Genomic DNA, 13,628 nt, shown 5'->3' on the forward strand with positions numbered 1-13,628 from the left:
CTTCACCACAGCCCAACGGCGGGCGATCGCGACCCGCGACCGGCAATGCCGCGCACCCGGATGCAGCGCACCAGTCCGCTGGTGCGAAGTGCACCACGCCCTCCCCTGGAGCGAAGGCGGACCAACCGACGCGAAAGACGGCATCCTGCTGTGCTCCTTCCACCACCACGAAGTGCACCGCGAGAGACTCACCCTGACCCGCAGCAGCAACGGACGCTGGCACGTCGCACCCGCGCTCGGACGCCACGTACCGCCCAGAACCGTCCGCCGCCGCGGATACGCACCCAGCGACACCCAGGCCGCCCGACCGCAGTTCAACCGAAGACCCTGAGACCGGCCAGGGTGGCAAGCGCGGAGAGGAGCGGCGCGGCTCAGAGGGCCCCGCTAGGGCGCGCAAACGCGAAAGTGCCGCCGTGGTCACGAAGACCAGGGCGGCACCGTTTGCTCACCAAGACCCTCCCAAGCCCTCTCAATCGAGAGAGCGCAGCAGTGCGATGAAGTGCTGCGATGAGAGCTGCGACGAGAGCTGCTGCTAGAGCTGCGGCTGACGAGTGTTGTAGCCGAAGCGCGTGGGGCGCTGCGCGTACCCATCCTTGCGGACGGCGCGAACAGTCTCCGCCGCGAAGGCGACAACCGCCACAACCCCGATACCAAGAGCGAGAAGTTCCATGAGTCCACCTCCGTGATCTGCCGGCAAACACCGGATACCGCAATCCAATCGGAGACGCCCGGGCGTGTCGCGGTCCACCCGAAGGTCAGTGGACTGGTCGCGCCGGGTCAACCCGCGCTTCCGGCGAGCCAATCTTCGAGGAACACCGCGACACCGTCATCGGTGTTGCTCGGAATCACCGACTCCACCACCGCGAGCGCCTCCGGGCGGGCGTTCGCAACGGCGATCGGGTGGCCGACGACCTCGAAGGCCGGCAGGTCGTTGAAGTTGTCGCCGAAGTAGTAGAGGTCCTCCCGCGCCACCCCCAGCAGGTCAGCGACCGCGAGCAGGCCCGTGCCCTTCGAGCACGCTGCGTTCGCGATCTCCAGGTACGTGTCCTTCGATCGGTACGTCACGACGCCCGAACGGTCCGCGAGGGCCGCCTCCAGCGCATCGACCAGGGCAGGGTCACCCATGCACATCACCTTGTGCGGCGGCGTCACATCCACACCGCCAGAGGCGACGAACTCCAACGTCGAGGCAGGCTCCGGGAACACCCACGTGTGGGTGCGCTCCCGGTCCGTCCACTCGTCCTCACCCCACGCATACCAGTGCTCGCCGGCGAAGAAGCTCGCGTGCAAGCCGCTCGCCTCGCAGTGATCGGCGATGAAGCGCGCATCAGCGGCCGAGATGGCAACGTCGTGTCGCACCTCGCCGTCGCCGGACAGCACCAGCCCGCCGTTGAAGGCAACGAGCGGCGAGCCGATGCCGCCGTACAGGCGCTCGAGCACCCGCATCGACTCCGGGGGCCGGGACGAGCACAGCACGAAGTGATGGCCGGCCGCTCGCACCGCCTCGATCGCCGCGATCGTCCGTGGAGAGAGCGTGCGCTGAGCGCTGAGCAGCGTGCCGTCGATGTCGCTGAGGAAGAGAACCATGGACTACACCATCTCAGGCAGACGCGTATCCGCCATCGATCGCACGTCGCGCGCCGAGAGTTGCGCCCAGGATTCGGCGAGGATCCGCGTGCCAGCTTCGAGATCGGCGACCGGTGCTGTGAACGGCACCCGAAGGAACCGCTCGAGGCTTCCGTCGATGGAGAACTTCGGACCAGCGACCAGGGCCAGGCCGCGCGCCTCCGACAGGGACGTCATCGCGGAGCTCGCCGGCTGCGCCAGGTGCACCCACATCGACAGCCCACCGTCTGGCCACGGCACGTGCCACTCCGGCAGGTGGAGGCTCAACGCGGCGTGCAGGGCGTCACGGTGCAGGCGCATCTGCTCGCGCCGCCGGGGCAGCAGCTCCGGAAGCGCCCGCACGACACGCTCCGCGAGGAGCTGCTCGATCTGCGGCGTCCCCAGATCGCCGGCCGGACGCGCCTGCACGAAGCGGCGGATCAGAGCTGCATCGGCGCGGATCCACCCGATGCGCAGGCCTGCCCAGGCCGCCTTGCTCAGAGAGCCGACCGTCACGACCCCCGAGCCGGAGAACGGGGACGCGCCGCGCGCGTGACGAGCGAACGGGCCGTCGTCCCACGGCCGGTCGATCGACAGGTCCGCGGTCGTCTCGTCCACGACGAGGATCGTGCCGGCCGCCCGAGCCGCCTCCGTCACGCGCACCCGGTCCTCCGGCCGCATCGACGCGCCCGTCGGGTTGTGGAAATCGGGGATGAGGTACGCGAGCGCGGGGCGCATCCGCTCGATCGTCTCGATGACGTGCTCGATCTCCCAGCCGCCAGTGGTCACCGGCGTCGCGATGAGTCGAGCGCCCGCGCGGCGCATCGCCTCGTAGGCGTGCGGATACGTGGGCGACTCCACCAGGACGAGATCCGAGCGCGTGAGGAGCGTGTGGGCCGTCAGCGAGATCGCGTGCTGGGCGCCCATCGTCACGATGATCTGCTCGGGCGTCGTCGGCAGCCCGCGCGCCGTGTAGCGCTCGGCGATCGCCGAGCGCAGCGACAGGGTGCCGAGGAGGTCGAAACCGGGGGCGCCGAGCGCAAGCGGCATCGAGCTCGCGGCGTCCGCGATGATCTCGGCCAGCCCCTCGACGGGCGGCGGCACCGCGCGAGCGAAATCGACCCCGAAGTTCTCTCCCTCGCCACTCGGGCGGTAATCCTGCCTGCCGAGGCGGGGGAGCGTCACCCGGCTCCCCGAACCCTGCCGGCTCAGCACATGCCCGCTGTCGCGCAGCGACTGGTAGGCGGCCACGATCGTCGTGCGACTGCGCCCGGACTGCACAGCCAGCTCGCGCTCCGAGGGCAGGCGCGTCCCCACCGGGATGCGCCCATCGACGATCAACAGGCGGATGCGCTCCGCGAGGGCCTCGTAGGCGGACGAGTCGTCACGAAGCTCACCAGCCAAGGAGAGCAGCGTGCGTGCGGATATGCGAGAACCAGATGTCGACTCCATGGGTCCAGTATGCGCCAAGTGGACCGCGACGGCCAGGCCAATGTGGCGATTGGATGTGCCTATCTGCAGTACTCGTCGACCGTCACGGAGGTGGCCCCATGGAACTCATCACGCTCATCATCACAGGAATCGTCGTCGCCGCCATCGCCGTTGCCGGAGTGACCGCGACCCTCGTCGTCATGCTGCGCGACGGCTACGGGCACCGCGCGTTCCAGTCCAGTTACGACACTCGCCAGCCGAGGTAGCGAGCGGCGCCCTCGGAGTGCCCGCTGGACCCGGGCTCGGAAAAACGGGAAGCGCCCGGGAAACTGGAAGAGGTTAGAAGAGGTTGACGAGCACGACGAAGGTCGCCGTGCCGAGTCCGACGCTGAGCAGCGTCCTGCGCCCCAAGCCCAGGTGCACGCCCACCGTCACGGCGAGCGCGAGCGCCGCCCAGAGCGCCGTGCGCGGCTCGCTCGCGAAGTCGCTGAAGGTGACGGCGGCGAGGATCGCGAGGATTCCCGCGGGCATCCAGACCGAGAGTCGCTGGACCGTCTTGGAGTCGCGAAGCGGCTTGAGCGCGACGAACGGCAGGGCGCGGAGCCCGAACGTGATGCCGCCGCACACCGCGAGTGCGACAACGAACCACCAGGCGTCAAACATCGCTCACCGGTGCCTCCGTGCGGTCTCGCCTCGCGGCGAAGAGCGCGCGCACCGCGAGCGCGACGGCGAAGAGGATGAGCGCCGCGAAGAGGGGCGCCCCTGGCACGAAGAGCAGCCCGAAAGAGACGCTCAGGCCGGCGATGAGGAGCGACGGCACGTCGTCACGGGAGCGGATCGCGTCGAGGGCGAGCACCGTGAAGAGCGCGCACAGCGAGAACTCGAGGCCCTTGATCTCGCCGGGGAGGACGCTCGCGAGTGCCACCCCGAGCAGGCCCCCGCCGACCCAGTACGTCTGCAGGGCGAGCTGCAGGGTGAGCAGTCGCGTCGCGGACCGCTGCTCGCGGGGGATGGGCGTGACGATCGCGTAGGCCTCGTCGGTCATCGCCCAGATCGAGTAGAGGCGCGCGAGCCGGCCCCGTACGAGGTGCAGGGGGAACGAGAACGCGTAGAACACGTGGCGGAAGTTGACGAAGAACGTGGTGAGGGCCATCGTCGCGATGGGCGTGCCCGCGGCGATGAGCCCGACGAGGAGCAGCTCGATCGAACCCGCGTACACGAACACCGACAGGGACGGGGCGACCCACCAGGGCAGGCCTGCCTGCAGGACCAGCACGCCGAACGCCACGCCGAGCGGCACCACCCCGAGCCCCGCGGCGAGCGAGTCGCGCAGTCCGGCCCGGATGCGCTCCCCGCGAGTCGCCGGGATCTCGGCGGGTAGCCCCAAGAGCGCTCCCGTGCTTGGATCCGCGGCAGGGTCCGTCTGGGGCGCCGCGGATCCCGGCGGGCGGGCGCCGCGCGCTTCTGGATCTGCGGTGGTCATGCGGAGATCTTGGCACGGAAGCCACGCATTCCGAGAGCGGATGCGTGCCCCCTGGTGCCACATTCGGCAATAATCAAGTGTGGACACCATCGATCGCGCAATCGTGCGCGAACTGCAGGGAAACGCCAGACTGACGAACGCCGAACTCGCGCAGCGCGTGGGGCTCACCCCGGCGCCCTGCTTGCGCCGAGTTCGCCGCCTCGAGGAGGACGGGGTCCTTCTCGGCTACCACGCCGAGGTGAACCCCGACAGGGTCGGACGCGCCTTCAAGGTGCTCATCGACGTCGACCTCACGAGCCAGGCGCACGCCACGGTGGAGGCGTTCGAGTCGCAGGCCGTCGAGCTCGACGAGGTCACCGAGGTTCGCCGCATGTTCGGCTCGCCCGACTACGCGATCCGCGTCGAGGTGGCCGACCTCGAGAGCTTCGAGAAGCTGCTCCGCGAGAAGATGTGGCGCCTCCCCGGCGTCCACCGGGTGACCTCGCACTTCACGATGAAGGTGCTCAAGGGATGACCCAGCCGACGGCGGCGTCTGCCGCGCGCGGCAAGCGCTCGTGGCTCGCCGCCGCGCCGGCCGTGCTCATGATGGCGTGGGGTGGCAACCAGTTCACCCCGCTCCTGCTGCTCTACCGGAAGGTCGAGGGCTACTCCGCCCTGCAGGTCGACCTCTTCTTCGGCGCGTACATCATCGGGCTGATTCCCGGGTTCCTCATCGCCGGCTCCCTCTCCGACCGCTTCGGGCGGAAGCCCCTCATGGCGGTCTCCGTGGTCCTGAGCGTGGTCGCCGCGGTCGTGCTCGCTCTCGGCAGCGCGAGCCCCACCGCCATGATGATCGGGCGCCTCCTCTCCGGCCTCTCCGTGGCCGTCGCGATGGTCGTCGGAACCACGTGGATCCGCGAGCTCTCGACCGGCACCGTGCCGCCAGCCGTCACCGCCAGACGCGCATCCCTCACCATCACGGCGGGCTTCCTGCTCGGCGCGGTCGCCGCCGGAGTGCTCGCCCAGTGGGCCCCGTGGCCGACCATCACGCCCTACGTCGTGCAGCTCGTCCTGACGAGCGCCGCAGCCGTCGCGCTGGCTCGCGGCATCGAGACCGCCGGCGATCGATCTGGCCCGCAGGGAAGGGGACGTGAGCGTCGCCCGCTCGTGGATGTGGTCATCGCGCCCGAGCATCGTCGGCGCTTCTTCACCGTCGTGGTGCCCATGGCGCCGTGGGTATTCGCCGCCCCGGCGCTGGCCTTCGCCGTGTCGCCCGCCATCGTCGTCGAGCGGCTCGGGGGCCTCGAGATCGCCTTCGCGGCCCTCCTCACGCTCGTGTCGCTCACCGTCGGCTTCCTCATCCAGCCGAGCGTGCCGCGCATCGCCGCCCGCGTCGGCGGAGCCTCCGGTTCGGTGGGGCTCGGGCTCCTGGCCGTCGGGACCCTCCTCGTCGCCGCCAACGTCGCCGTCCAGTCTCCGCTCGTCGCCTGCGCCGCCGGGGTGCTCCTCGGCGGCTCCTACGGCGTCTGCATGCTCACGGGGCTCGTCGAGGTGCAGGCGATAGCCGGCGGCCGCAACCTCGCGGGACTCACCGGCCTCTACTACGCGCTCACCTACATCGGCTTCGCGCTGCCCGCCATCCTCTCCGCCCTCGCCCCGACCTTCGGCATGCTCCCGCTGCTCGTCGCGGTTGCGGTCCTGGCAAGCGGATGCGCGGCGATCGTCGCGTTCGGGGTGCGGCGCACGCGGTAGCCGCGCGGGAAGGTCGGGGCGCGTGCCGCGCAAGAAGCTGGGAGCGCATGCACCCGCTGGTCAGTGAATGCCCACGTTCGGTCCCTAGCGTTGATTCGGTCCCGGCCGGGGCGCACCTCGTCACGAGAGCCTCCCGCCAGTCACGACGCACGACCGACCCCACGGAGGCGCACGATGACCGCACTCACCGACCCCCGCTCCCTGTTCCGCGAGAGCGGATTCCCCGGCCAGGGGCAGCAGCAGCCCGGACTCACGGGCGAGACCACCCCGGCCCCCGATCACGGCGAGCGGAGCTACACCGGCCACGGCAGGCTCAAGGGCCGCCGCGCGCTCATCACCGGGGGAGACTCCGGGATCGGCCGCGCCGTCGCCATCGCCTACGCCCGAGAGGGCGCTAAGGTCGCGATCTCGTACCTGCCCGAGGAGGAAGCCGATGCGCAGGAGACGGCGCGCCTCATCAACGAGGCGGGCGAGACCGGGCTCCTCCTGCCGGGCGACCTGCGCAACGAGCAGTACTGCGCCGAGATCGTCCACGCGACCGTCGCCGCCTTCGGGGGCATCGACCTGCTGGTCCTCAACGCCGCCTACCAGCGAGACCGCACGAGCATCGGCGACACCCCGACCGACGAGATCAGGCGCGTGATCGCGACGAACCTCGAGGCGCCCATCTACACGCTCCGAGCAGCTGAGTCGCACCTCCCACCCGGCGCATCCGTCATCTTCTCCTCGTCGGTGCAGGGCTACGAGCCGAGCGATGGGCTCTTCGACTACGCCATGACGAAGGCGGCCCTCGTCTCGCTCACCGAGTCCATGGCCAAGGAGTTCGGGCCGAAGGGCGTGCGCGTGAACGCCGTCGCCCCCGGCCCAGTCTGGACGCCGCTCATCCCCGCCACGGGGTGGGATGAGGAGAAGCTCGCGAGCTTCGGGCAGGACACGCCACTCGGGCGCGCCGGCCAGCCCGCCGAGCTCGCTGGCGCCTACGTCTACCTCGCCTCCGACGACGCCAGCTACACGACGGGCGCCATCATCGCCGTCACGGGCGGCAAGAACCTCTGAGCGGGCACCGCGAGCGAGCGGGCACGAGCACAGGGCGAGCGTCAGCTCACGAGCGAGAGGAACAGTCGATGGCCAAGAAGAAGTCCGGCGCCGACAACCAGCCGAGCCTGAAGGACGAAGAGCTCTACGAGAAGCTGCGCGACGAGGGCAACTCGAAGGAGAAAGCCGCCAGGATCTCGAACGCCGCCGCCCGGAAGGGGCGAAGCGAGGTCGGCAAGAAGGGCGGGGAAGCCGGCTCCTACGAGGATTGGACCGTCGATGAGCTGCGGAAGCGGGCCAAGGAGCTCGAGCTGACCGGATACTCCGGCAAGCGCAAGAGCGAGCTCATCGACCTGCTCCGCGATCACTGACGCCGGGCCGACCGGTGCGGGCCGGAGAGCATCAGCTCAGCGGGGCCGGGCGTCAGTCGAGCTCGAGCGTCTCGAAGGGCTGCAGGTCGATGAGGTTCGCGCCGACCCGGTCCGCGGATTCCCGCAGACGCGTGACCGCGAGCGTCTTGCCGACCTTGGCCAGCAGCATCTCGTGCACGGGCAGCACTCGCTTGGGGCGCACCCGCTCGACGTAGTCCATGGACTCGGCGAGGCGCATCCACGGCGCGTTCGCGCAGACCGCGAGCACGTCGATGTCGACCCCCTCCGGCGCGACGTAGGCATCGCCGCCGTAGTAGAGCGCGCCTCGTTCCACGAGCACGCCGATGTTCTCGATGCGGGGGATCGAGCTGTGGATGACGGCGTGCTCGCCGCCGAAGAACTGCAGGTCGAAGCCCCCGACCAGCACCGATTCCCCGGCAGCGACGTCGATGACCTCGCCGATGTCGGGGAGGTCTGCAGCGATGATCTTCTCCGCCGCGGACGGCGTGGTGAAGATGGGCGTCCTCGGATTCCGGGACAGGATGCGCGTCAGCTGCTCCGGCGTCCAGTGGTCGTCGTGCTCGTGCGTGATGACGATGGCGACCGTCCCGGCCGCCTCAGTGATCGGGGTCGTGAACTTGCCCGGGTCGATGAAGAGACGCGAGCCGCTCTTCTCGATCGAGAGTGCGGCGTGCTCGAGCTTGGTGAGGCGCATGTTCCCCCTTGGTGGCGGCGGCCCCGTGCAGGCCCAGACGAAGTGCAACGCTAGCAACTCGTGGCTGACGGACTCCTCGACGGGTGGCCCGTTCCACGGATCATCGACCGGCAGCGCGCCCGGCGGTACGGCTGGCGCATGGCCCGAGTCGTGGCCCGGAATGGCGGGCGACGCGCCGACTCCGAAAACCCGATTTGCTTTGCCGTTCCTCGGTGTGCCAGAATATCCGAGTTGCCAAAACGGTCCCATCGTTTAGCGGCCTAGGACACCGCCCTCTCACGGCGGCAGCGCGGGTTCGAATCCCGCTGGGATCACCAACACAAGCCCGGTTCGAGAATTCTCTCGCACCGGGCTTCGTGCATTCCGGACGGGCTCTGTTCATTCCGGACGGGCTCTGTTCATTCCGGACGGGCTCTGTTCATTCCGGCCGGGCTCTGTGCGCTTCGCCGGGCCTGCGCGCCCCGGCTGTGCTCTCGGGAATTCGGACGGTTCTCGGCGTCCAGTGCTAAAGTCTTCGCGTTCTTGTTCCCGAAGATCGGCAGGCCGGTGAAGACTCTCGACGCCCCCGCACCGCACGCTGTGCGCTGACGCCCGTCGAACCCACCTCCTGAGGCTCCCGGTGTCAGTGCGCGCACTGAACCTTCAGGGAGCACCGTGTCTCAGACGACACCGAAGAACAACCACCCACTCTCATTCGACCGCCTCAGCCTGAGCTGGCCGGACGGGTCCCCGGCCATCGATGCGCTCACCGGGGCCTTCCCGCCCGGGCGAACCGGCCTCGTGGGCCGAAACGGCAGCGGCAAGTCGACGCTGCTGCGCCTGCTCGCGGGGGAGCTGGCGCCGACGGGAGGCGCGGTCCGAGCTGATGCGGACGTGGCCTACCTGCCGCAGCAGCTGACCCTCGACACGGAGCTTCCCGTCGCCGCGCTCCTCGGCGTCGATCGCAAGATCGCCGCCCTCCGCGCCATCGAGGGCGGCTCCGTCGACCCCGCCGACTACGACGTGCTCGGCGACGACTGGGACATCGAGACGCTCGCCGCGGCCGAGCTGCGCGCCATAGGGCTCGACGAGGGGATGCTCACGCGCACCCTCGGCGGCCTCTCCGGCGGCGAGGCGATGCTCGTCGCCATCGCCGGGCTCCGCCTCGGCAGGGCGCCCATCGTGCTGCTGGACGAGCCGAGCAACAATCTCGACCGGGATGCGCGACACCGCCTCGCGGCGCTCGTCGAATCGTGGCGAGGCACGCTGGTCATCGCGAGCCACGACGAGGAGCTGCTCGAGCACGTCGACCAGATCGCCGAGGTGAGGGGCGGTGAGCTGGCGGTGACCGGCGGCGGGTACAGCGCCTACCTGCTGCAGCTCGAGCGCGAGCAGGCGGCGGCCGCGCAGGCGCTCCGATCCGCGGAGAGCGCCCTGAGGTCGGAGCAGCGCGATCGGCGCGAAGCCGAGGCGAAGATCGCGAGCAGCCTGCGCGCGGGGAAGAAGGCGCAGGCCAACAAGCGCGCGCCCAAGATCCTCCTCAACGGGCAGAAGGCGCGAGCGCAGGTCTCCGCCGGCAGGCTCCGGAGCCAGCATGACGCCCGCCTCGCGGGGGCCGAGGCGGCGGTGGAGCTCGCCGAGGGGCGAGTTCGGGACGACGCGAGCATCCGCATCCACCTCCCGGACCCGGATGTCGCGACCTCCCGCCGCCTCGTGACGCTCGAGCTGGCGGCGCCGCGCGCCGACCCCGCGCGCGCTGAACCGATGCAACCCGGCCCGGCGCACGCTGAGCCTGCCCGGCCCGAGCCTGCGCGGCCCGAACCCGCGCGGCCCGAGGCCGCCGGGCGGCTGGTCATCATGGGCCCGGAGCGCATCGCGCTGACGGGTCCGAACGGCTCCGGCAAGACCACGCTCCTCGACGCGATCGCCGCGTCGGCGCAGTCGCTCGGCGTGGAGGGTGCCGGTGCCGGTGCCGCTGCCGGCGGCGAGCGCATCGAGACCCGAGGGGGAGCCTGGGTCACGGCGTCCACGAGCCGAGTCGGATACCTGCGCCAGCCCCTCGACGGGCTGGACGACGACGCGAGCGTCCTCGAGAACGTGCAGCGCTCCGCCCCCGAGACCGCCGCCCAGGAGCTCCGCGCCCAGCTCGCGCGGTTCCTGCTGCGAGGCGCCGTCCTCGAGCGGCCCGTCTCCTCGCTCTCGGGCGGCGAGCGCTTCCGGGTCTCCCTCGTGCGTCTGCTGCTCGCCACCCCGCCCGCGCAGCTCCTGCTGTTCGACGAGCCCACGAACAACCTCGACCGGGAGTCGACGGCGCAGCTCGTCGACGCGCTGCGCGACTACCGTGGCGCGCTGCTCGTCGTGAGCCACGATGAGCGCTTCCTGGGACGGCTCGGCGTGACGCGCCGCATCCGCCTCGACCGGCTCGGCACGATCCTGGACGGGGTGTGAGAGTCCGACGGTGTCGCGGGCCGGTCTCGCAGCAGCGCCGCCGCAATGCCACAATGGACGCACGCGCGATCTACGCGTACAAGGTGTGCCTTCGGGGCAGGCCACCCGGGCAGAGTTCCAGAGGTGCTATTTGTGAATACTGAACTGGCTTCGTCGTACGCACGCGCGGAGGAAGCCGTCGCGCTGCGCGTGAGCGCCGCCAGCGACGTCGGAAGCGTGCGCCAGGTGAACGAGGACTCCGTGCTGGCGCGCATGCCCGTCTTCTTCGTCGCAGATGGAATGGGCGGTCACGCCTACGGCGACCGCGCGAGCCAGACCGTCGTCGCGACCTTCGACGAGGAGTTCCAGGTCGAGGAGCCGGCAACCCCGGACCGCGTGCTGCGCACCATCGACCGCGCCAACCGTGCCGTGCAGGACCTCGTGACCGAAGCCGACGGGCCAGGCGCCGTGGCGGGAACCACGCTGTCCGGCATCGCCCTCGTCGACCTCGCCGACCTCGGCGCCGAGCTGCTGCACTGGATGATCTTCAACGTCGGCGACTCCCGCGTGTACGGCTGGAACGGTCGCGCGCTCGTGCAGGTGACCGTCGACCACTCCGCCGTGCAGGAGATGGTGGCCATGGGCCTCATCTCGGCAGCGGATGCGCTCATCCACCCCGACCGGAACGTCATCACGCGGGCGGTCGGCTCCGAGAGCGACGTCGAGGCCGACATCTGGCTCATGCCCGTGCACGGCCATCAGGTCTTCCTCGTCTGCTCCGACGGACTCACGAAGGAGCTCAGCGACGAGCAGATCTCGCAGGTCATGCTCGAGTACCACTCCGATCCGGAACCGGAGCTGACCCTCGCGGAGACGCTCGTGCAGACGGCCGTCGAGGTCGGCGGACGAGACAACGTGAGCGTCGTCGTCATCGACTCCGAGTACGCGAACGCCGATCAGGCATCGGCGACCCCGCCCGTCACGACGGGGCCGATCGCAGCCCCGGCCGCAGACGACACCTTCGAAGACACGACGCCGAGGTAACCATGACCGAGGCACCCCACGAGGTCGAGGCAGAAGCTCCGGTGGTCTTCCGCCAGCGTCGGCATGCCCTTCTTCTGGTGCGCCCGTCCGCCCCGTCCCAATCTGCCCCATCGCAATCTGCCCCGTCGCATCCTGCGGAGTCGACCCCCGCGGAGTCGAGCCCCGAGTCTCGTGACGCCCGCGAGGGGACCGGGACCATCGGGGCCGCACGCCTCGCGTTCGCCGACGGTGCCGTCTCGCTCGACAAGGTCTTCGCCGCCATCATCGGCACAGGACCGCTCAGCGAGGTCGCCCCATTCGTCTACCTGGCGCGCGAGGGCAACGGGCTGCGTGTCTTCGCGCGGGGCCCCCTCCGCGTCGAGGAGCTGCCGAGCGCACCGCACGTCGGCATCCGACCGGCCGTCATCAGCGCGGGGGAGGCATCGACGTGGGTCGAGGTGCTCCTGCCGTCGGCGCGAGGCGTCGAGGTCACGGTGGAGAACGATCGGCGGGGACTCGACCAGGTCCCGATCCAGCTGCTCTTCGCCGCCTGCGACGAGGAGATCTCCGAGACGCGCGCCCCCGTGGGCGTGGGACCGGAGACGGTCGTCGCCCCGGACCCGGATCTCGACACGCCGAACCTGCACGCGCGGGCCCTCGAGTCGCGCGGCACCCACGGTCCGGACAGCTCCAATGGCCCGGACGGCCCGGACACGGACGCGGCTTCAGGCCTCGATGGCGAAGACAGTGGGCACATCGGCGACAGCGGGCACAGCAGCGACGCCATCTCCGAGGCGACCATCCTCGACCTGCCGCCCGAGGCCACGACGACACCCGGCTCCGGCTCCGGCTCCGACTCCGGCTCCGACGACGACGTCGATGCGCCGCGACTCGACCGCGACGAGCTGCCGATCCTCGACCAGTCACCGATCCGTGATGTCCAGACCTTCCCCGTGCCGATCCTCGACCCGGAGGTCACTGCGGATCAGGTCGGGGAGCACGACGGTCGCACGATCCTGAGCGCCGAGGCGAGCCGCATCCGCCAGGAGGCCTCAGCGCGCAGCGCCGCACGCCAGGAGTTTCGGGACGGCAGCGCCCAGCAGCCTGCGGCTCACGCGACCCCTCCGGCCTCCGAGGTGCTCGAGGCCCCGGCGGCGCTCGACGAGGTCGGGGAGCACGACGGCCTCACGATCGTCGGCGGCTCCCTCCGAGACCTCCGCGTCGACGACGCCCACCGCCACGAGTCCGCCCCGCGTGGCGGAGACCTCGCCGACACTGTGCTCGTCCAGGCGCTCTCCTCCGAGACGCGCCCGGAGGCGGACCTCGCCTCCCTCACGGCCCACGCCGCCGACCAGCGGCGGCAGCAGCGCGCCGTCGACGTCTCACGGGACTCGTCAGCTGAGCAGAACCCGCCTGAGCAGAACCCGCCTGCGCAGAACCCGCCTGAGCAGCGCGCCGGCGGGGGAGAGGCGTCGTACATCGTCGAGCTGTCCACGGGTGCCACCGTCGATCTGGCGGGTCCGCTCGTGCTCGGAAGGGCGCCCAGCATGGGCGCGGAGCAGACGGGCGGCGTCCTGCCTCGCCACGTCAAGCTGACCGGCGCCACCGACATCTCACGCAACCACGTGCTCCTCACCGTCGAGGGCGGCGTCATCGTCGTCACCGACCTCCACTCCCGCAACGGCACCGACGTCGTCATGCCCGGACGCGGCCCGCAGCGCCTGCGAGCGGGGGAGCCGACCGCGGTCATGCCGGACACGGTCATCGACCTCGGAAGCGGGGTGTTCCTCACCGTGCGGAACCTCGCCATGACGGCGAGGCGCTAGCC

15 protein-coding genes and 1 tRNA gene are annotated in these 13,628 nt (G+C 70.5%); 10 read left to right on the forward strand and 6 right to left on the reverse strand.

Annotated features, from left to right (window positions below; all coding sequences use genetic code 11):
* Positions 1 to 25 precede the first annotated feature (25 nt).
* The gene (locus C5E06_RS19780; protein WP_374953224.1) at positions 26 to 331 is read left to right on the forward strand and encodes an HNH endonuclease signature motif containing protein; all 306 of its coding nucleotides are present in this window, start codon (positions 26 to 28) and stop codon (positions 329 to 331) included.
* A 201-nt stretch (positions 332 to 532) separates the two neighbouring features.
* On the opposite strand, the gene C5E06_RS19200 is transcribed toward C5E06_RS19780, so the two are convergent.
* The 3 genes from C5E06_RS19200 to C5E06_RS04985 all read right to left on the reverse strand — a co-directional run bounded on the left by C5E06_RS19200 (position 533) and on the right by C5E06_RS04985 (position 3,057).
* A complete protein-coding gene (locus C5E06_RS19200) occupies positions 533 to 670 on the reverse strand; it encodes a hypothetical protein (protein ID WP_160072589.1) in 138 nt (45 codons plus the stop codon).
* A gap of 107 nt (positions 671 to 777) precedes the next feature.
* On the reverse strand, positions 778 to 1,587 hold the full coding sequence (locus tag C5E06_RS04980) for a Cof-type HAD-IIB family hydrolase (RefSeq protein WP_104298459.1): 810 nt from the start codon (positions 1,585 to 1,587) through the stop codon (positions 778 to 780).
* Between the two features lie 3 nt (positions 1,588 to 1,590).
* Positions 1,591 to 3,057 carry a PLP-dependent aminotransferase family protein gene (locus C5E06_RS04985; RefSeq protein WP_104240593.1) on the reverse strand — a complete coding sequence of 489 codons (1,467 nt, stop codon included), beginning with the start codon at positions 3,055 to 3,057 and terminating at the stop codon, positions 1,591 to 1,593.
* Positions 3,058 to 3,155: 98 nt separating this feature from the next.
* Here C5E06_RS04985 and C5E06_RS19205 point away from each other — a divergent pair, with 98 nt between their 5' ends.
* Positions 3,156 to 3,302, forward strand: coding sequence for a hypothetical protein (locus tag C5E06_RS19205; RefSeq protein WP_181057770.1), 147 nt, complete (start codon positions 3,156 to 3,158; stop codon positions 3,300 to 3,302).
* A gap of 73 nt (positions 3,303 to 3,375) precedes the next feature.
* Here the strand turns inward: C5E06_RS19205 and C5E06_RS04990 are convergent, their stop codons facing one another.
* Together C5E06_RS04990 and C5E06_RS04995 are read right to left on the reverse strand one after the other, a co-directional pair.
* On the reverse strand, positions 3,376 to 3,699 hold the full coding sequence (locus C5E06_RS04990) for a branched-chain amino acid transporter permease (RefSeq protein WP_104306192.1): 324 nt from the start codon (positions 3,697 to 3,699) through the stop codon (positions 3,376 to 3,378).
* A complete protein-coding gene (locus tag C5E06_RS04995; RefSeq protein ID WP_104306193.1) occupies positions 3,692 to 4,519 on the reverse strand; it encodes an AzlC family ABC transporter permease in 828 nt (275 codons plus the stop codon). Before C5E06_RS04995 ends, C5E06_RS04990 begins: the two co-directional genes overlap by 8 nt.
* A 79-nt stretch (positions 4,520 to 4,598) precedes the next feature.
* Between C5E06_RS04995 and C5E06_RS05000 the strand changes: the two genes are divergently transcribed.
* From C5E06_RS05000 to C5E06_RS05015, 4 genes are all read left to right on the forward strand, one after another.
* Positions 4,599 to 5,033, forward strand: a complete 435-nt coding sequence (locus C5E06_RS05000; protein WP_104240596.1) for an Lrp/AsnC family transcriptional regulator — start codon at positions 4,599 to 4,601, stop codon at positions 5,031 to 5,033.
* Positions 5,030 to 6,250 (forward strand): MFS transporter, encoded by a 1,221-nt coding sequence (locus tag C5E06_RS05005; RefSeq protein ID WP_104306194.1) that lies wholly within the window; start codon positions 5,030 to 5,032, stop codon positions 6,248 to 6,250. The genes C5E06_RS05000 and C5E06_RS05005 overlap by 4 nt, the downstream gene beginning before the upstream one ends.
* A gap of 174 nt (positions 6,251 to 6,424) precedes the next feature.
* Positions 6,425 to 7,306 carry an SDR family oxidoreductase gene (locus C5E06_RS05010; protein WP_104240598.1) on the forward strand — a complete coding sequence of 294 codons (882 nt, stop codon included), beginning with the start codon at positions 6,425 to 6,427 and terminating at the stop codon, positions 7,304 to 7,306.
* A gap of 68 nt (positions 7,307 to 7,374) precedes the next feature.
* The gene (locus tag C5E06_RS05015) at positions 7,375 to 7,656 is read left to right on the forward strand and encodes a Rho termination factor N-terminal domain-containing protein (RefSeq protein ID WP_104298465.1); all 282 of its coding nucleotides are present in this window, start codon (positions 7,375 to 7,377) and stop codon (positions 7,654 to 7,656) included.
* Positions 7,657 to 7,708: 52 nt separating this feature from the next.
* On the opposite strand, the gene C5E06_RS05020 is transcribed toward C5E06_RS05015, so the two are convergent.
* Entirely contained in the window at positions 7,709 to 8,371 is a 663-nt protein-coding gene (locus tag C5E06_RS05020) for an MBL fold metallo-hydrolase (RefSeq protein ID WP_104306195.1), read from the reverse strand.
* A 241-nt stretch (positions 8,372 to 8,612) separates the two neighbouring features.
* Between C5E06_RS05020 and C5E06_RS05025 the strand changes: the two genes are divergently transcribed.
* The 4 genes from C5E06_RS05025 (at position 8,613) to C5E06_RS05040 (ending at position 13,626) form a co-directional block, all read left to right on the forward strand.
* Positions 8,613 to 8,688, forward strand: a tRNA-Glu gene (locus C5E06_RS05025).
* 337 nt (positions 8,689 to 9,025) lie between these two features.
* The gene (locus tag C5E06_RS05030) at positions 9,026 to 10,798 is read left to right on the forward strand and encodes an ABC-F family ATP-binding cassette domain-containing protein (protein ID WP_104306196.1); all 1,773 of its coding nucleotides are present in this window, start codon (positions 9,026 to 9,028) and stop codon (positions 10,796 to 10,798) included.
* A gap of 132 nt (positions 10,799 to 10,930) precedes the next feature.
* Positions 10,931 to 11,821: a PP2C family serine/threonine-protein phosphatase gene (locus C5E06_RS05035; RefSeq protein ID WP_258063054.1), complete on the forward strand. Its 891-nt coding sequence runs from the start codon at positions 10,931 to 10,933 to the stop codon at positions 11,819 to 11,821.
* A 2-nt stretch (positions 11,822 to 11,823) separates the two neighbouring features.
* On the forward strand, positions 11,824 to 13,626 hold the full coding sequence (locus tag C5E06_RS05040; RefSeq protein ID WP_104306197.1) for an FHA domain-containing protein: 1,803 nt from the start codon (positions 11,824 to 11,826) through the stop codon (positions 13,624 to 13,626).
* Positions 13,627 to 13,628: the final 2 nt, after the last annotated feature.

It is taken from the genome of Pseudoclavibacter sp. RFBI5, from assembly GCF_002931395.1.
Taxonomy (GTDB): Bacteria; Actinomycetota; Actinomycetes; order Actinomycetales; family Microbacteriaceae; genus Pseudoclavibacter.